We start from the raw sequence: 17,406 nt of genomic DNA, 5'->3' as shown, positions 1-17,406 counted from the left end.
CGGCCCCCGGCCCCGTGCCGCTCGGGGCACCGGCTTGCGAGCCCCGTGCCGCTGCCGGTCGGCGGCCCAACGCCACCGCAGTGGGTGCCGGCTCCCGGTCCCGTACCGCTCAGGGTGCCGACACCCGGCCACGCGCCGGGCGGACCGACGGCCGTGGTCCCTGCCGGGTGCCGGTGCCGCCCCGGCCGCGCGGGCCCCCACCCGCGGCGGTCCCGGACGTCGGCCCGTACCCGTGTGCCCGGCCGTCCCCGTGCGCCCGGCCTCCCCCCATGGGCCACGCCGTCCACCCGCGCGTGACGCCCTCCGCCGGTGGGCCTCACCGTCTCCCCGCGCGCCACACCGGCCAGGCGCGGACCACACCGTCCCCCGTGAGCTGCGCCGTCCCGGTGCGGCGGACCCGTGCCGCCCGCCCCGGACCGCACCACCCGCCCCGGACCGCACCACCCGCCCCGGACCGGTGGCAGGGCGGACCTCCCCGAGGCACGAGGCACCGCCGGCGGCGCGGCCGTTCGCCGCCGGCCGTGCCCATCACCCGCCGGACGGCCCGTCGGGGTGCGGTCAGCTCAGCCGGGTGTCGGCGTACACGGTCATCGCATCGCGCTGGTACTCGGCGAGACCGTCGGCGATCCGGTCGAAGTTGGCCCGCATCTGCGGGTCCTCGACATAGGTGCGGGCGACCCCCTTGTACGCCTCCGCGGTCGGGGTCCAGAACTGGCAGATGCCCCGGTAGTTGGCGTCCACCTCGTCCTGTACCGCAGGGTCGGTCACCGGCGTGCCGGCCACCATGAACTCCGCCATGCGGATCATCTGCGCCGTCACCTCGCGCTGCCAGCGCTCCATGTCCTCGGCGGACATCGCCTCGACGGCCTGCCGGGACTGCTCCCACGCCTGCGGCCACCGCTCCCGTACCTCGGCCTCCGCCTCGGAGGGCGCCTGGAACCCCTCGAACAGGTTCTCCGGCTTGTTGATCTTCGTCATGCGGCCCTTCCCCTCACCTTCTTCCAGTTCGGCGATGGTGCGGCCGACCGTGCGGGCCAGCGTCTCCAGCCGGTCCCGTTCCGCGAGCAGCCGCTGGTGGTGCTCGCGGAGCACGGCCACCTGGTCGCGCCGGCTGTCCAGGACCGCCCGGATCTCGCGCAGCCCCAGGCCCAGCTCCCGCATCAGCAGGATCTGCTGCAACCGCAGCAGACCGGCCTCCTCGTAGTAGCGGTGCCCGTTGCTCCCGATCCAGGCGGGTGGCAGCAGGCCGATCTCGTCGTAGTACCGCAGCGTCCGCGACGTCACCCGGGACATCCGCGCCACCTCCGCGATCGACCAGGCCATGGCCGGTGCCTCCCTCGCCGGGCCGGTCCCTCCGGCCACACGCACGACCGTAGAAGTTGCCGCAACGGAAGGCGCAAGCGCCGGATTTCCTCCGGGACGGGCACCGGCGTCCGGCCCGCCGGACCGGCACCCGGCGCGTCACCGGCGACCCGGCCCGGAGAGGTACGCGACCCCGGCGCGTCACCGGCGACCCGGCCCGGAGGGGTACGCGACCCCGGGCGGTCGACGGTCGGCGGCCAGTGATCGGCGGTCAGCGGTCGACGGCCGGTGGCCGGCAGTCGGTGGCCGGTGGCCGGTGGGCATGGCCCCGGTCCGTGCGGCGGTGCTGCCGGGGTGGCGTCCACCCGGTTCGGATATCGATCGCGGCTTGCCGGTTTTTGACAAAGGGCGACCGGTCCAGGCCTTCCATTGACGATGCGGCCACCGGGATGTGACTGTGCCGCAGCCAGGTCATGGACATGCCTTGTTCGTGCCGCCGCTGTGCGTCCGGGAGTCACCGGGTTCGGCGGTACGTGCGGGCGCGCCCACGGCCGGGTGTACCACCGGCACCACCCGCACCACCGGAAACACCCCCCGCACCACCAGCACTCGCGCGCACCACTCCGCGCACCCTCCCCCGTCGGCGTGCACCCGCGCGGGCGGGCGGCACCACCTGCGCGGAAGCGCGAGCACCAACCTCGCGCCGACACCCGCGCGAGGCTCACCAACCCCCACAAGGAGCCATGGTGCTACGAAGATTCACGGTGGCCGGCCTCTCCCTGGCCGTCACACTCGGGGCGGCGGCGCTGCCCGCCCTGTCCACGGCCTCGGCCACCCCCCGGTCCGAACCGGCGCCGAAGCCCGTCACCCCCGTCTCCCGGGCGATATCCGCCGCCGACAAGGCCGCGGCCAGTGGGCTGGACGCCCTCGCCAAGGGGCCCGAGGAGCGCTACGACCGCGCCATGGTCACCCCCTGGGTCAACGGCCTGTACTCGGTCGCGTACGACCGCACGTACCGCGGTCTGCCCGTGGTGGGCGGGGACGCGGTGGTCCTCGCCGACGGCAAGGGCAAGGTCCGCGCGGTGCAGTCCTCCACCGGCCGGTCCCGGATCTCGGTGTCCACCAGGGCCAAGGTCACCGGCGCCGAGGCGGAGCGCACCAGCCGCGCCCGGCTGAAGAAGGCCGACCGGACCGAGTCCCGCCGGCTGGTGGTGAAGATGCAGGGCGGCAAGGCCCGGCTGGCCTGGGAGACCGTCGTCACCGGCCGCACCGCCACCGCGCCCAGCCGGCTGCACGTCTACGTGGACGCCACCACCGGCAAGGTGCTGGAGAGCTACGACGACGTGCGCGCCGGCACCGGCAGCAGCAAGTGGAACGGCCCCAGCCCGCTGTCCATCGACACCACCTCCTCCGGTGGCCAGTACTCGCTGCGGGACCCGGGCCGGCCCGGCCTGAGCTGCGCCGACCACGCCACCGGCACGGTGTTCACCAAGTCCACCGACAGCTGGGGCACCGGCAACCCCACCAGCAAGGAGACCGGCTGCGTCGACGCGATGTTCGCGGCGCAGAAGCAGTGGAACATGCTCCGGGACTGGCTGGGCCGCAACGGGCACAACGGCAACGGCGGCAGCTGGCCGACCCGGGTCGGGCTGAACGAGCAGAACGCCTACTGGGACGGCTCCCGGATCACCATCGGCCGCAACCGGGCCGGCGAGTGGATCGCCGGGATGGACGTGGTGGCCCACGAGTACGGCCACGGCATCGACCAGAACACCCCCGGCGGCGCGAACAACGAGGCCGGCCTGGGCGAGGCCACCGGTGACATCTTCGGCGCCCTCACCGAGGCGTACGCCAACCAGCCGGCGCCGTACGACACCCCGGGCGACTACCTCGTCGGCGAGATGATCAACCTCACCGGCAACGGGCCGATCCGCAACATGTACGACCCGTCGCGCCTCAACCACCCCAACTGTTACTCCTCCTCGATCCCCAGCACCGAGGTGCACGCGGCGGCCGGTCCGCTCAACCACTGGTTCTACCTGCTCTCCGAGGGGTCGAACCCGGGTGACGGCAAGCCGACCAGCCCGACCTGCAACAACTCCACCGTCACCGGCGTGGGCATCCAGAACGCCGGCAAGATCTTCTACGGCGGGATGCTGCTGAAGACCAGCGGCATGACCCACAAGAAGTACCGCACCGCGACCCTGACCGCCGCGAAGAACCTCGACTCCACCTGCACCCTGTTCAACCGGACCAAGGCCGCCTGGGACGCCGTCAGCGTGCCCGCGCAGACCGGTGACCCGACCTGCTCGGGCACCCCGGGCGCCGACTTCTCGCTGGCCATCGGCCCGTCCTCGGGCAGCGTGAACCCCGGTTCCTCGGCCACCGCGACGGTCTCCACCACCACGACCAGCGGCAGCGCGCAGACGGTGAACCTGTCCGCGTCCGGTGCCCCGGCCGGGGTGACGGTCTCCTTCAGCCCCTCGTCGGTGACCTCGGGCAACAGCGCGACCATGACGGTGGCCACCACCGCCTCCGCCGCGCCGGGCACCTACACCATCACCGTCACCGGCACCGGCACGGTCAGCCACACCGCGCAGTACACGCTGACCATCGGCGGCGGCACGCCCGGCGGCACCGCCCCGGACATCGACGTGGCCAAGGTCCAGGCGCACCTGACCGAGTTCCAGTCCATCGCCTCCCGCAACGGCGGCAACCGCCGGTCCACCGGCCAGGGCTACCGCGACTCGGTGGCCTACGTGAAGGGCAAGCTGCAGGCCGCCGGGTACACCGTCACCGAGCAGCCCTGCACCTCCGGCTGCACCAGCGGCGCCGGCCCCAACCTGATCGCCGAGTGGCCGGGCGGTGACGCCAACAGCGTCCACATGTTCGGCGCGCACCTGGACGGCGTCTCGGCCGGACCGGGCATCAACGACAACGGCTCCGGCTCCGCCGCGCTGCTGGAGACCGCCCTGGTGCTGGCGGAGAAGAACCCGACCATGCGCAACCGGGTGCGGTTCGCCTGGTGGACGGACGAGGAGCAGGGGCTCAACGGCTCCGACTTCTACGCCCGCTCCCTCACCTCCGCCCAGCGGTCCCAGATCAAGACGTACTACAACTTCGACATGGTCGCCTCCACCAACGGCGGCTACTTCATCAACCACATCACCTCCGCCGCGGCCCAGCCGATGAAGGCGTACTGGGACTCGCTGAACCTGCAGCCGGAGGAGAACACCGAGGGCGCCGGCCGCTCCGACGACTACTCCTTCGAGCAGATCGGCATCCCGACCTCCGGGTACGCGATGGGCGCCAGCGCCCGGAAGACCTCGGCCCAGGCGAGCAAGTGGGGCGGTACCGCGGGGAGCGCCTACGACCCCTGCTACCACTCCTCCTGTGACACCACGAACAACATCAACGCCACCGGGCTGAACCGCAGCGTGGACGGCATCGCCTACACCCTGTGGAAGGTCGCCGTCGGCGGCACCGCGGCCAACGACTTCTCGGTGTCGGCCAGCCCGGCCTCGGGCTCGGTGGACCCCGGAGCCTCGGTCACCTCGACCATCTCCACCGCCACCACCAGCGGCAGCGCGCAGACGGTGAACCTGTCCGCGTCCGGTGCCCCGGCCGGGGTGACGGTCTCCTTCAGCCCCTCGTCGGTGACCTCGGGCAACAGCGCGACCATGACGGTGGCCACCACCGCCTCCGCCGCGCCGGGCACCTACACCATCACCGTCACCGGCACCGGCACGGTCAGCCACACCACCACCTTCACCCTCACCGTGAAGGGCTCCGGCGGCTGCCAGGCCGGGCAGCTGATCACCAACGGTGGCTTCGAGAGCGGCACCTCGCCGTGGACCGGGGACACCGGGGCGATCGGCGCGCACGCCGGCCAGAACGCGCACAGCGGCACCCGCTTCGCCTGGCTGGGCGGCTACGGGTACGCCGAGAGCGACACCATCAGCCAGACCGTGACGGTGCCGGCGGACTGCACCCGGGCCACGCTCACCTACTGGGTGCACGTGGACACCGCGGAGACCGAGAACACCGCGTACGACACCTTCACCGTCAAGGCCGGGACCAGCACGCTCGACTCGCTCTCCAACACGGACGCGGCGAGCGGCTACACCCAGCGCACGGTGGACCTCAGCGCGTACGCCGGACGGCAGGTCACCCTGACCTTCACCGGTACCGAGGACGCCAGCCTGCAGACCAGCTTCGTGGTGGACGACGTGTCCGTGCAGGCGAGCTGACGCACGACTCCCCCGGCCGCCCGGGACCGTCCGGTTCCGGTACGGCCGGGCCGGCGGGGCAGCGACCGGGTGCGGTCGCGGCTCAGCACGGCCACGGCTGAGTGCAGCCGCGGCCGAGCACGGCTGACGGCGGCCGGGGGAGCCGGGCAGTGGTCGCGGGCCGGCCGGTCGGGACCGGCCGGCCCGTACGACGGCGGGGCGGGGACCAGCGGGTCCCCGCCCCGCCGCTTCGTGTACCGCGACGGGCGGCGGGGGCGCGGTGCCGCCCGGCCACCGGCGGGGTACGGCCCGGCACGGGCGGTACGGCCCGGCCCCGGGCCGGGGACGGTGGCGCGGGGAACGCGGCGGCCGGCCGCGGCGCGGCGAACGGCGGTGCGGCGAACGGTACTGGCTAGCGTGTGCACAGAACGCCCCAAGAGTGGCAATCAGGACACTGTGCGAGGAGTCAGCCGATGGCTGTGCAACCGGAAGGCACCCCCTGCTGGGCCGACGCGACGTTCGCGGACCTGGCGGGCGCCAAGCGTTTCTACGGCGCCGTACTGGGCTGGACGTTCGACGAGGGGGCCGAGGAGTACGGCGGCTACAGCCAGGCGTACGCGGACGGCAAGCCCGTCGCCGCACTCGCCCCGCCGATGCCCGGCCAGGAACCGGGCCCGGCCGGCTGGTGCCTCTACCTCGCCTCCCCCGACGTCGCCGCCACCGCCGCGGCGGTCCGGGACCGTGGCGGAGAGGTGCTGATGGGCCCGATGGAGGTCGGCGACTTCGGCTCCATGCTGCTCGCCCGGGAGCCGGGCGGCACCACCTTCGGCGCCTGGCAGGCCAACCGTCACGAGGGCTTCGGGGCGTACGGGCAGCCGGGCGCCTTCGCCTGGGCAGAGGTGTACACCCGCGAACCGGAGCGGACCGACGCGTTCTTCCCCGCCGTCTTCCCGTACCGGCTGAAGCGGATGGCCGACGAGCACATCGACTTCAAGGTCTTCCAGCTCGGCGACACCCCGGTGCTGGGGCGGATGCGGATGGGCGAGGAGTTCCCGCCGGAGGTCCCCCCGTACATCAACGTGTACTTCGGCGTGGCGGACTGCGACGCCGCGGTGGCCGCCGCGACCGGGAACGGCGGAACGCTGCTCGCCGGGCCGATGGACACCCCCTTCGGGCGGTTCGCCTCGGTGCGCGACCCGCAGGGCGCGCCCTTCTCGGTCATCGACCTGTCCGCCGCCCAGGGGGAGATGCCGGACCTGTCCGACGACGCCGCCTGACCCGGCGCCGGACCGGGCGACGGATCGGGAGCGGGCCGGCCGGCGGGGCCCGGCCCGCACCGGGGCGGCCTCCGGGTGGCTGGCGGGCGACCTGCGCGTGGTTGCCGGGGGCGGCCGTGCGGCGGGGCGGCGGCCGGGGCCCCGGGCCGGGGCGCGGGGGCCGCCGTCCCGCGCCGGGTCAGTGGTAGGCGTGGACCACCGCGTGGCCCTTGCCACGGGAGATCAGCCAGCGGTTGATCGGCACGGTGAGGACGAAGGCGGCGGCGAGCGCGAAGGCCAGCGCGCCCCAGAACAGCGGGTCGGCGAGGCCGGCGTCCATGGCACCGGGGACCGCCATCATCACCGAGTTGTCGATGATCTCCATGACGAGGATCGAGACGGTGTCGGCGGCGAGCGCCACCTTCAGCGCCTGGCGCACCGGGAGACCGGCCCTGAGCACGCCGCGCATGGTCAGCGCGTAGCCGAAGACGAAGGCCAGGGCGACGGCGAGGGCGATGGTGGCACCGGCCGACAGCCCGACGGCGGTGCCGATGACCATGCCCAGCACCTCACCGATGGCGCAGCCGGTGAGGCAGTGCAGGGTGGCCTGGGCCGCGGTCCGCCAGGAGGCGCCCTGACCCCCGTGACCCGCGTGATGCGCGTGGTGTGCGTGATCTGCGTGGGGCGCCCGGCCTGCGTGGCGCGCATGGTCGGTGCGGTGTGTCCGGTGCTCGTGACGCTCGTGCTGCGTGGGGTCCATGGAGGCCGGGTGCCCCGCGTGACTGCTGTGATCCACGTGCCCCTCGTGGCCGCCGTGACCAGCGTGCGAGCCGTGGGCACCGTGACCGCCGTGACCCGTGTGCGAGGCGTGCGCACCGTGGCCGCCGTGCGGTCCGTGGTGGGCGGCGGCGTGGCCGTCGCCCGCGTCGCCGGCCGGGTGGTGGTGGCTGGAGTGCTGCATGACGGTGATCCCTTCGACCTCGTGGTGCGGGCTCACTGCCCCACACCCCGAATGTATACCCCCCAGGGGTATACCGCAACGGGTTCTCCGCCCTCTCCGGTGACCGCTGCCCGGCGCGACCCGGCCGCGACCGGTGTCCGGCACGGCCCGGCGGCACCCCACACTCGCCGCGGCCCGGCGGCGGCCGACGCCCGGCACGGCCCGGGGTTCACGCCCGGACCAGCCGGGCGATGGCCCGCGAGGCCTCGTCCACCTTCGCCTTCGCCTCGTCGCCGCCCCGGGCCAGCGCCTCGGTGACGCAGCAGTTGAGGTGCTCCTCCAGCAGCGCGAGCGAGCAGGACTGGAGTGCGGCGGTGGTGGCGGACACCTGGGTGAGGACGTCGATGCAGTACGCGTCCTCCTCGACCATCCGCTGCAGACCCCGCACCTGTCCCTCGATCCGGCGCAGGCGCTTGCGGATGCTCTCCTTGTGGCTGGTGTAACCGGTCATGGGTCCTCATCTCGACAAGCATCGACAGGCATCGACAGGCATCGACGGGCTCCGCACCGTCCACGCGGAGCGGGCGGGGGCAGGCGAGGGACGGGCGGGGGACGGAGGAACGACGGCGGGGGGCGGACCGGCGCGATGCCGGTCCGCCCCCGCCGGTGCCGTACGGGTCGGCCGGTCGCGGCGGAAGGGCGCACGGGCGCGGGCCGGCGGCGACGCGGGCGGCCGAACGGGCCGTGACACGGCGCGGAGCCCGGCGGGGCAGGGCCGGGCTCCGGACGCGGACCGCCGCCTCAGCCGGCCCGGCCGGTCAGCTCGTACCCGGCCTCGTCCACCACACCGGCGATCACCGCGTCGTCCGGCTCACCGGTGCTGACCACGGTCACCTGCCCGGCGGACAGGTCCACCTCCACCGACACCACGCCCTCCACCGCGCCGATCTCGCGGGTCAGCGTGGTCCGGCAGTGGCCGCAGGTCATACCGGCGACGAGGTAGACGGTGCGGACGCCCTCGGCCGGCCCCGCGGTGGCGGCGCCGCCGGAGCAGCTGTGGTCCGGGGTGCAGCAGGACGAGGACGCGGCGGAGGTCTCCTCGGCGGCGGACGGGGCGGTGGTGGCTGCGGTGGTGGCGGACATGGTTCCTCCTGGAGCCTCTATTTTACCCCCGGGGGGTATCCCGGTGTGTGCTCATGTATACCCCCCTCCCGTATCCGGCGCAAGTGTTCGAGCGCTACCGGTCGGTGATCCGCCCGCGCCGCCGCCCCTGTTGGCGGCCGGCCCCCGCCGCCGCCCGCCCCATACCGTCGCCACCGCCCTCCCGTACCGCCACCGTCGCCGCCGGGCCCGTGCCGGTCCGGCCGCCGCCCTGTCCCACGCCGCCGCCCCTGTTGCCGCCGGTCCCGTACCGCCCTCGTTGCCGCCGGGCCGGTGCCGCCGCGCGCCCCGCGCCACCGCCGTGCCGGTCCGGCCGCCGCCGCTCTGCCCTGGGCGAATCTGCTCCCGGCCGAGAAACCCGCTTCCCGGCCCCCGGCGGCCCGACAGTGGAGAGCACGCGGCGGAGCACCGCCGCGCCACGGCAAGGAGGACCGATGGCAGCACTCACGGCGGGACCCATGGCCGGTCCCGCGTCACCCTGGATGACGCCCCCCGGCGCGGTCCCGACGGCGTACGGGCCCACCGTCGGCACCGCGGGGTTCACGCCCTTCGCGCCGCGCGCCACCGACGGGGACACCCCGCCCTCGCGCTTCGACGACCATCTCGCCGCCCAGCTGCTCGCCCAGCGCATCATCGTGCTGGGCACCCAGGTGGACGAGGTCTCCGCGAACCGGGTCTGCGCCCAGCTGCTGCTGCTGTCGGCGGAGGACCCGCGCACCGACATCAGCCTCTACATCAACAGCCCGGGCGGTTCGGTGACGGCCGGGCTGGCGATCTACGACACGATGCGACTCATCCCCAACGACGTCGCCACGCTCGCCATGGGATTCGCCGCCAGCATGGGGCAGTTCCTGCTCACCGTCGGCACCGCGGGCAAGCGCTACGCCCTGCCGAACGCGCGCATCATGATGCACCAGCCGTCGGCCGGCATCGGCGGCACCGCGGCGGACATCGCGATCCAGGCGGAGAACCTGGAGTTCACCAAGCGCACCATGGAGCGGCTGATCGCCGAGCACACCGGCCAGACCGAGGAGACCATCGCCCGCGACGGCGACCGGGACCGGTGGTTCACGGCCGAACAGGCCAAGGAGTACGGGATGGTGGACCGGGTCGTGGAGTCGCTCGCCGACGTCCGCCCGGCCGGCGCGCGGCGACGGGTGGGAATCTGACATGGGCCAGTACACGATCCCGACCGTCATCGAGCGCACCCCGATGGGCGAGCGGGCGTACGACATCTACAGCCGGCTGCTCTCCGACCGGATCATCTTCCTCGGCACGGAGATCGACGACGGGGTGGCCAACGTCGTCATCGCCCAGCTGCTCCACCTGGAGTCGGTCAGCCACGAGACCGAGATCTCCATCTACCTCAACTCGCCCGGCGGCTCGTACACCTCGCTGATGGCGATCTACGACACCATGTCCTTCGTCTCCGCGCCGATCTCGACGTTCTGCGTCGGGCAGGCCGCCTCCACCGCGGCGGTGCTGCTGGCCGGCGGCGATCCGGGACGCCGCTTCATCCTCGACCACGCCCGGGTGCTGCTCGGCCAGCCGGCCAGCGGCGGGCAGCAGGGCACCGTCTCGGACCTGACCCTCCAGGCCAAGGAGCTGCTGCGCATCCGCTCCCAGGTGGAGGAGGTGCTCTCCCGGCACACCCACCACCCGGTGGAGACGCTGCGCGCGGACATGGACCGCGACAAGGTGTTCACCGCGCGGGAGGCGGTGGCGTACGGGCTGGCGGACGAGGTCCTCACCCGCCGGGTGCTGCCCGCCCCCTCGCTCTGACCGGCCCGGTCCGGTCGGGCCCGCCGTCGGTCCGGCCGGCCCACGGCCCGACATGCGCCGTCGGTCCGACCGGCCCACGGCCCGACATACGTCACCGACCCACGGCCCGACATGCGCGGCCGGCCCGCGGCCGTACACCGGCGACCCGCCGGCCGCACGCCACCGGTCCACGGACGGTACGCCGGTCGGCCGCGGTCGGTACGCCACCGGTCCGCGGACCGTACGCCACCGGCCCGCGGACCGTACGCCACCGGCCCGCGGGCCGTCGTGTGCCGCCGGGTCAGGCGGCCAGGCACATACCGCCGTACCGGGCGACCGGGGACGCCCCGCCCCACGGTCCGGCAGCGGCGGGGCCGGCCACCGGCCACACCACCGCGGTGTCCGCCACCACGGCGGTGTCCGCGACCAGGGACGACTCCGGGTGCGCCTCCGTCTCCGCGACGAGCGCGGCCTCGGCGGCGGGCGCCGCCTCGGGGGAACCGGCGGTCCCGGCGGTCCCGGCCGCGTCACCGGTGCCCGCCGTACCGGCCGTACCGGCCGTACCGTCGGCGTCGCCGGCGCCCGTGGTGCCGTCCGTGCCGGGGGCGCCGGTGGTCACCGGAAGCTCGGCGCCGGTCGTGGGGGTGACCGGGACCGGGCCGCCCCAGCCGGTCCGCCGCCGGCCGGGCACCGCCTGGGTGCGCCGGGCCAGTTCCCCGTACGTCAGGGCGACCAGGTCGGCCAGCCCGAGTCCCAGGGCGTGCGCCGCGGCGGCGAGCACCTCCGAGGACGCCTCCTTCAGCCCGCGCTCCAGCTCGGAGAGGTAGGGCAGCGAGATGCGGGCGGCCTCGGCGACGTCCTTCAAGGTGCGTCCCTGCGCCAGGCGTTGCCGCCGGAGCACGTCCCCGACGACGTCCCGCCACAGCGGCTCCCGCACCGGCGGGCCGGCCGGGGCGGCGGGCACCGGCGACCGCGGCGGCAGCGGCCTCGCGGGGCCGGCCGCACCGGTCCCGGCCGGGGACACCCCGTCGCGGCGGCCCCCGGCGTGGTGCGACACCGGCGCGGACGTCCGGACGCCACCGGCGGCCGTCCGGGCACCGCCGGCCGGGGCCGGTCCGACGGCCGCGGGGACGACGGGGGCCGCGGTGGGCCGGGCCGGGGGACGTGACATGACACGGGCACGGGCTGGGTTCGGCGCGTGGTTGCTCACCGTCCCAGAGTAGAAGCGCCGCCCCGGCACGGCAGCCGGTCGGCATTCCGCCCAGAGGGGAATCGCACGGTCGCGCGAGGGAACACCCGCGCGTCATGCCCAATTTCCTCACACCCCCCTCACACATCAAAGGGTTCGTGCGAAGATTCCGGTTCCCGGTCCATGGGGACCGGGTGACAAGGGGAAGCATTCGTGAAAGCAACCACGTTCAGATCTGTGGGGGCGCTGCTGACCGTCGCGCTCTCCGCCGTGGTCCTGCCCGCGTCGGCGGCGGGTGCGGCCGAGCCGCGGACGGCCGGGACCGGTGCGGTGGACCGTGCGACGTCCCAGTCCTTCGAGCAGCTGGCCGAGGCCGTGCTGACCGAGCGCACGGCGGCGCTTCTGGACAACCGGCCGGCCGGGCGAATAGCGCCGGCCAAGAAGCTGAAGAACAAGAAGGCCCGGCTGTCGGCGAAGGTGACGCGGACCGAGAACTCCGGTCTGTCCACGCTCCGTTCGCGCAAGTCGCGGCTGGCCGGACTCGGTGAGGCCTACACCGGGGCCGACACCCGGGTGACGGTCGACCGGACCCGCGTCAAGGGCGGTCAGGCCACCGTCCAGGTCACCGAGACCACCACCCTGACGTACAAGAAGGTCCGTGGGGACGAGCCGGCCACCACCGGTTTCCAGGCTCACCACGAGCTGAAGTTCGCCGCCAAGCCGGACGGCACCTGGGAGCTGACCGGCATCAGGCCCACCGACGACGGCCTGCCGCAGATCAACCAGCCCACCGTGGCCCCCGCCGCGCCCTCCGTCGGCGCGACCGCGCTGCCGAAGGCCACCCGCGCCGCCATCACCAGGCCCGCGCGCCCGCAGACCAAGCCGGCCGGGAAGTACAACTACAAGGCCATGGCGGCCTACGCGGAGAAGTACTGGAAGAACTACAACCCCGCGTACCGCAAGTTCAACGACGCCGGCGGCGACTGCACCAACTTCATCAGCCAGGCGCTGAAGGCCGGCGGCTGGAAGCACGACTCGGGCGTGTACTCCGACTACACCAACTGGTGGTACGACGCCTCGTACCAGAGCACGTCGTGGGTGGGTGCCAACGAGTGGTCCTGGTTCACGCTGCACCACAAGCGCGCCACCAACCTGTCGAACGTCTACTACATGGGCGTCGGCGACATCATGCAGATGGACTTCGACCGGGACGGCTCGAAGGACCACACCATGATCGTCAGTTACCGGAGCAGCAGCGGTGTGCCGTACCTGACGTACCACTCGGTCAACACGTACCGGAAGTCGGTGGCGAGCATCATCGCCTCCAACCCGAACGCGTACTACTACGCCTACCGCACCTGATCACCCACCGGCCGGGCCCCCGCCGCCGCGGGGCGCCACCATCCGGCCGGACCCCACGGGCCCGGTCCGCCGGCCGGGCCCGGAAGGCCGTCGGCCCCGCAGGCGTTCTCACGCGCCGATCCGCACCACCGCCAGGGTGATGTTGTCCGGGCCGCCGGCCTCGATCGCCGCCTTCCACAGCTCGAACGCGGCCCGGCCGTCGTCGTACACCCGCAGCAGCTCGCCGAGCGCCTCGTCGGGCACCGGGTCGGTCAGCCCGTCGCTGCACACCAGGAAGCGGTCCCCGGGCGCCGCCCCGGCCGTGGCCAGGTGCGGGGTGACGGGACGGAAGGCGGTGCCGCCGCCGAGCGTCTGGGTGACCACCGGCGTGGTGCGCCGTCCGGGCGGCAGCGGCGGGTTGTCGTCCACGCTCAGCCGGCGGAGCCCGTCCGGCCCGGCGTCGTAGACCCGGCTGTCGCCCACGTTGAACGCCAGCGCCTCCCCCTCCGCGATCACCAGGCCCGCCACGGTGGTGCCCATGCCGGTCAGCTCCGGCGCGCCGTCGGCGGTCACGTACACCGCGTGGTTGCAGAGCTTCACCGCGTCGCGCACCGCGTCCTCCCCGTCCAGCGCCGGGCCGAGCGCGGCCAGCCGGCGGGCCACCAGGGCGCTCGCCACCTCACCGGCCGGCTGCCCGCCCAGACCGTCCGCGACCGCCACCACCAGCGGGGCCCCGAGCGGGAAGACCAGCGTCTGCGGGGTCTCGGTCACCGTGCCGCAGAGCGTCCACGGGCCGGCGGTGAGGCTGTCCTCGTTGTGGTCGCGGACCAGCCCGGGGTGGCTGAGGGCGGTGACGGCGGTGTACGGCACGGCGGCGCTCCTCCGGGCGGCTGCGGGCACACCCCCGCGCGGTGCCGGGAGCCGCGGGTGCGCCCCTCGTCTCCATGGTGACCCCCGCCCCGCCGGTCCCGCCCACCGCCCGCCTCCCGCGACCCACCCGGCGCCACGGCCCACGGATGCCACGGCCCGCCGGCGCCGCGGCCCAGCCACCCCGGGCTGGTCCGCGACCACAACGAGGACAGCCTCACCGCCGGCTCAGTACGATGGGCGGCCGGCCGTCCGGCGGCCGGCAGGCACAGGTGGAGGGAGACCGGCGTGAGAGGCCCGCGAAGCGAGGACCCGCGACCGCGCCGCCGCGGCCAGGGCGAACTGGAGGCCCAGGTCCTGGGCGCGCTGCGGGAGGCGCCGGGCCCGGTCGCGGCGGTCTGGGTCCGGGAACGCCTGGGCGGCGACCTGGCCTACACCACGGTGATGACCATCCTGTCCCGGCTGCACGCCAAGAAGGCGGTGACCCGCGAGCGGTCCGGCCGCTCGTTCCTGTGGCGGGCCGCGTCCGACGAGGCGGGACTGGCGGCGCTGCGGATGCACCGCGTGCTGGACGGGCAGCACGACCGGGAGGCGGTGCTGGCCAGCTTCCTCACCACACTCACCCCGGACGACGAGCGTCTCGTGCGCGAGCTGCTGGGCGACGCCGCGAACGATCCGGGCAACGGGCCGGAGAACGGGCCGGAGAACGACCCGGGGGCCTGAACCGATGGGCATCTTCGTCTTCCTGCCGCTCGTCCTCCCCCTCACGGCGCTGCCGATCGCCCGCCTCGCCGAACTCCACCTCCACCCGCGCAGCGCCACCCGGCTGCTCTCGGCGGTGGGTGCCGTGCTGGCGCTGTGCAGCACCCTCTGCCTGATGCTGCTGGTGGTCGTCGGCACCGCGCAGCTCCCCGGCAACCCGCTGCCCGACGGCTGGTCCGACCCGGAGGTCCGGGCGGCGGTCCCGTACGACGAGGTGGCGGGCAAGGCCGCCATCGGGGCGCTCGCCGCGGTGGCGGCGGCCTGCGGCTCGCTGCTCCGGCGCCACCTGCGGGTACGGAAGGAGGCGCACCGCGCGCTGGCCGGGCTGCCGGGCCCGGCGGACCCGGGGAGCCGGCCGGACCCGGGGAGCCGGCTGGACCCGGGGAGCCGGCTGGACCCGGCGGACTCGCCGGACCCGACCGCCGCCGCCCCGGCGGACCTCGCGGTGGCGGCGGTGGTGGACCCGGCGGTGGCGGTGGTCCCGGACACCCGGGTCTACGCCTACGCGCTGCCCGGCACCCGGGGCGCCTCCGGCGCTCCCGGCCGGATCGTGGTCTCCGAGGCGATGCTCGCCTGCCTGGACGCCCGGGAGCGCGGGGCGCTGCTGGCCCACGAACGGGCCCACCTGTCCGCCCGCCACCACCGCTATCTGCTGGCGGCGCAGCTGGCCGCCCGGGCCAACCCGCTGCTGCGGCCGCTGCGGGACGCGGTGGCCTACAACGCCGAGCGGTGGGCGGACGAGGAGGCCGCGGTGGCGGTCGGGGACCGCAAGGTGGTGGCCCGGGCCGTCGGGAAGGCCGCCCTGGTGTCGTACGGCGCGCCGCCCGCGACCCTGCTGGGGTTCACCGCGCGGCCCGGCGGGCCGCCGGTGGCCGCCGCACCGCACGGCGGCCTGCCCGGGTTCGCCGCTCCCGGGCCGGTGCCGCGCCGGGTGGCCGCGCTGCTGGGCCCGGTCCCGCCGGAACGGGGCTGGCCGCCGGCGTTCACCGCGGTGGGGCTGGCCGCCTGGACGGCCGCGGCGGGCACCGCGGTCTCCGCGCTGTCCTCGGTGAACGCGGCGGTCGCGCTCTTCCTCGTCCTCCAGGCGGCGACCCCGCTCTGACCCCGGCGGACGCGCGCCGGCCCCGCTCTCACTCGGCGGGTGCGCGCCGGCCCCGCTCCGACCCGGCGGGTGCGAGGAGGAGTGGGCCCGGTGCCGGCTCGGTGGGGGCAGCACGGCGCCGGTTCGGTGGGGGCGGCACGGCGCGGGCGGCGGCGAGGCGCCGGGCGCGTGACCCGGGGGCGTGCTGCGAGGGGGCGTGGTGCGAGGGGGGCGCGGTACCGGCCGGCCTCCGGTCACCCGGCGGCCGGCGGGGCCGGCCCGCCACCCCGTCGCTCCCTCCGCGCGAGGCGCCTCGGCGCTGCGGCGCTGCGGCGCCTCGGTCCGTCAGCCCTCCTCGTCCTCCCCCTCGAAGGCGTCGCCGATCTCGTCCACGACCTCGGCCGCGACCATCCCTCCGACGACCCCCACCGCGACACCCGCGGCGACCCCCGCCACCACGGCGCCGGTGCCCGGGCCGGAGCGGTGGTGGGTGTCGTGGTGCGGCTGGTGGTGGCCCGGGTGGCCCCCGTCGTACCCGTAGCCCGGGGTGTACGGCGCGCCGTGCCCGCCCGGGGCGCCGCGGTGCTCCACCAACTGCCGCAGCCAGCCGTCCACCTCGGCGTTCCAGTCGGTGTGCGGGACGCTGTCGTGGGACACGGTGAAGCGGGTGAGGACGTCGTGGCCGTCGGAGAACAGGCCGCCGCGCCGGTCCGCTTCGAGGACCACCTCCACACCGCCGGGCCCGGCGAGGAAGGTCACCTCGATCTCGTTGACGGCGTGCGCGCAGGCGGGCGGCGGCGACAGCTCGATCTCCTGGTGGAACGGCAGCCTCTGCCCGGTGCCGCGGATGTGCCCCAGCTCCAGGTCCGCCGAGGTGAAGCCGGCCCCGAGCTGCCCCAGGGCCTCCAGCACCGCCTCCTGGGCGGGCAGCGGGGCGACCCGCAGCGGGTCCAGGTCGCCCCGGTCCTTCGCGCCGGTGACCTCCAGTTCGGTCCGTACGCCCAGGACGATCCCCAGGGGCTGGCCGTACAGCTCGGTGACCGGTGTCTCCCAGGGCAGGGAGAGGGTGAACGGCACGCTCCGCCGCTCGCCCTCGGCGAGCCTGAAGCCGCCGCCGACGGTGGTACGGGCGAAGACCACGAAGCCCTCGTGCTCGCCCTCCTCGTGCTCGGCCTCGACACGGGCGACGAGTTCCAGGGTGATGCCGTCGATCTCCACATCCGTCCGGCCACCTTCGAGGTGAACCTGGCCGGAAAGGGTGCCGCCGGGCAGGACGGGGCCGTCGTCGAGGACCGTGTCCACCGACGGGGCGCCCACGCCGATCGCTCCGAGCAGCCGCTTGAACACCATCGTGGCGTTCTCTCCTTCTTGAGACGCTTTCCGATACGGACGGCCGCGGCGGCCCGGGCCCGCCGGCCCGGCCACGACCACGACCGGCACGGACCCGGCGGACCGCCTGCCCGGCGCGGCGGGTGGCCCCCACCGGGGAAGCCCTGCCGCCCTCCGGAGGCCGACCG

Annotated in this window: 13 protein-coding genes and 1 pseudogene; 7 read left to right on the top strand and 7 right to left on the bottom strand. The window is 74.9% G+C overall.

Going from position 1 to position 17,406, the window contains the following annotated elements; all coding sequences use genetic code 11:
- Positions 1 to 558: 558 nt before the first annotated feature.
- A complete protein-coding gene (locus IHE55_RS15435) occupies positions 559 to 1,323 on the bottom strand; it encodes a MerR family transcriptional regulator (RefSeq protein ID WP_197992031.1) in 765 nt (254 codons plus the stop codon).
- 722 nt (positions 1,324 to 2,045) lie between these two features.
- Here IHE55_RS15435 and IHE55_RS15430 point away from each other — a divergent pair.
- Positions 2,046 to 5,552: a M28 family peptidase gene (locus IHE55_RS15430; RefSeq protein ID WP_197989552.1), complete on the top strand. Its 3,507-nt coding sequence runs from the start codon at positions 2,046 to 2,048 to the stop codon at positions 5,550 to 5,552.
- Positions 5,553 to 6,004: 452 nt separating this feature from the next.
- The gene (locus tag IHE55_RS15425; protein ID WP_197989551.1) at positions 6,005 to 6,808 is read left to right on the top strand and encodes a VOC family protein; all 804 of its coding nucleotides are present in this window, start codon (positions 6,005 to 6,007) and stop codon (positions 6,806 to 6,808) included.
- A gap of 178 nt (positions 6,809 to 6,986) precedes the next feature.
- Here IHE55_RS15425 and IHE55_RS15420 read toward each other — a convergent pair whose 3' ends face one another.
- The 3 genes from IHE55_RS15420 to IHE55_RS15410 all read right to left on the bottom strand — a co-directional run bounded on the left by IHE55_RS15420 (position 6,987) and on the right by IHE55_RS15410 (position 8,870).
- A complete protein-coding gene (locus IHE55_RS15420) occupies positions 6,987 to 7,547 on the bottom strand; it encodes a DUF4396 domain-containing protein (RefSeq protein ID WP_197992030.1) in 561 nt (186 codons plus the stop codon).
- Positions 7,548 to 7,956: 409 nt separating this feature from the next.
- Positions 7,957 to 8,238, bottom strand: coding sequence for a metal-sensitive transcriptional regulator (locus IHE55_RS15415; protein ID WP_197989550.1), 282 nt, complete (start codon positions 8,236 to 8,238; stop codon positions 7,957 to 7,959).
- A gap of 290 nt (positions 8,239 to 8,528) precedes the next feature.
- Positions 8,529 to 8,870, bottom strand: coding sequence for a heavy-metal-associated domain-containing protein (locus IHE55_RS15410; RefSeq protein ID WP_197989549.1), 342 nt, complete (start codon positions 8,868 to 8,870; stop codon positions 8,529 to 8,531).
- A 500-nt stretch (positions 8,871 to 9,370) separates the two neighbouring features.
- Here IHE55_RS15410 and IHE55_RS15405 point away from each other — a divergent pair, with 500 nt between their 5' ends.
- A complete protein-coding gene (locus IHE55_RS15405) occupies positions 9,371 to 10,057 on the top strand; it encodes a ClpP family protease (RefSeq protein WP_197992029.1) in 687 nt (228 codons plus the stop codon).
- A 1-nt stretch (position 10,058) separates the two neighbouring features.
- The gene (locus IHE55_RS15400) at positions 10,059 to 10,670 is read left to right on the top strand and encodes a ClpP family protease (RefSeq protein WP_197989548.1); all 612 of its coding nucleotides are present in this window, start codon (positions 10,059 to 10,061) and stop codon (positions 10,668 to 10,670) included.
- A gap of 658 nt (positions 10,671 to 11,328) precedes the next feature.
- Here the strand turns inward: IHE55_RS15400 and IHE55_RS15395 are convergent.
- Positions 11,329 to 11,673: pseudogene (locus IHE55_RS15395) on the bottom strand (helix-turn-helix domain-containing protein); the annotation flags it as partial.
- A gap of 378 nt (positions 11,674 to 12,051) precedes the next feature.
- Between IHE55_RS15395 and IHE55_RS15390 the strand changes: the two are divergent.
- Entirely contained in the window at positions 12,052 to 13,200 is a 1,149-nt protein-coding gene (locus IHE55_RS15390; RefSeq protein ID WP_307826674.1) for an amidase domain-containing protein, read from the top strand.
- A gap of 108 nt (positions 13,201 to 13,308) precedes the next feature.
- On the opposite strand, the gene IHE55_RS15385 is transcribed toward IHE55_RS15390, so the two are convergent.
- Positions 13,309 to 14,049: a PP2C family protein-serine/threonine phosphatase gene (locus IHE55_RS15385; protein WP_197989547.1), complete on the bottom strand. Its 741-nt coding sequence runs from the start codon at positions 14,047 to 14,049 to the stop codon at positions 13,309 to 13,311.
- A gap of 285 nt (positions 14,050 to 14,334) precedes the next feature.
- Between IHE55_RS15385 and IHE55_RS15380 the strand changes: the two genes are divergently transcribed.
- Positions 14,335 to 14,769, top strand: a complete 435-nt coding sequence (locus IHE55_RS15380; protein ID WP_197989546.1) for a BlaI/MecI/CopY family transcriptional regulator — start codon at positions 14,335 to 14,337, stop codon at positions 14,767 to 14,769.
- A gap of 4 nt (positions 14,770 to 14,773) precedes the next feature.
- Positions 14,774 to 15,910: a M56 family metallopeptidase gene (locus IHE55_RS15370; RefSeq protein WP_232265574.1), complete on the top strand. Its 1,137-nt coding sequence runs from the start codon at positions 14,774 to 14,776 to the stop codon at positions 15,908 to 15,910.
- Between the two features lie 324 nt (positions 15,911 to 16,234).
- On the opposite strand, the gene IHE55_RS15365 is transcribed toward IHE55_RS15370, so the two are convergent.
- Positions 16,235 to 17,239, bottom strand: a complete 1,005-nt coding sequence (locus IHE55_RS15365) for a sporulation protein (RefSeq protein ID WP_197989545.1) — start codon at positions 17,237 to 17,239, stop codon at positions 16,235 to 16,237.
- Positions 17,240 to 17,406 lie beyond the last annotated feature (167 nt).

It is taken from the genome of Streptomyces pactum, assembly GCF_016031615.1.
GTDB classification, from domain to species: domain Bacteria; phylum Actinomycetota; class Actinomycetes; order Streptomycetales; family Streptomycetaceae; genus Streptomyces; species Streptomyces pactus.
Note: the sequence above shows the minus strand (reverse complement) of the source record. Positions and strands in the feature narration are given on the sequence as shown.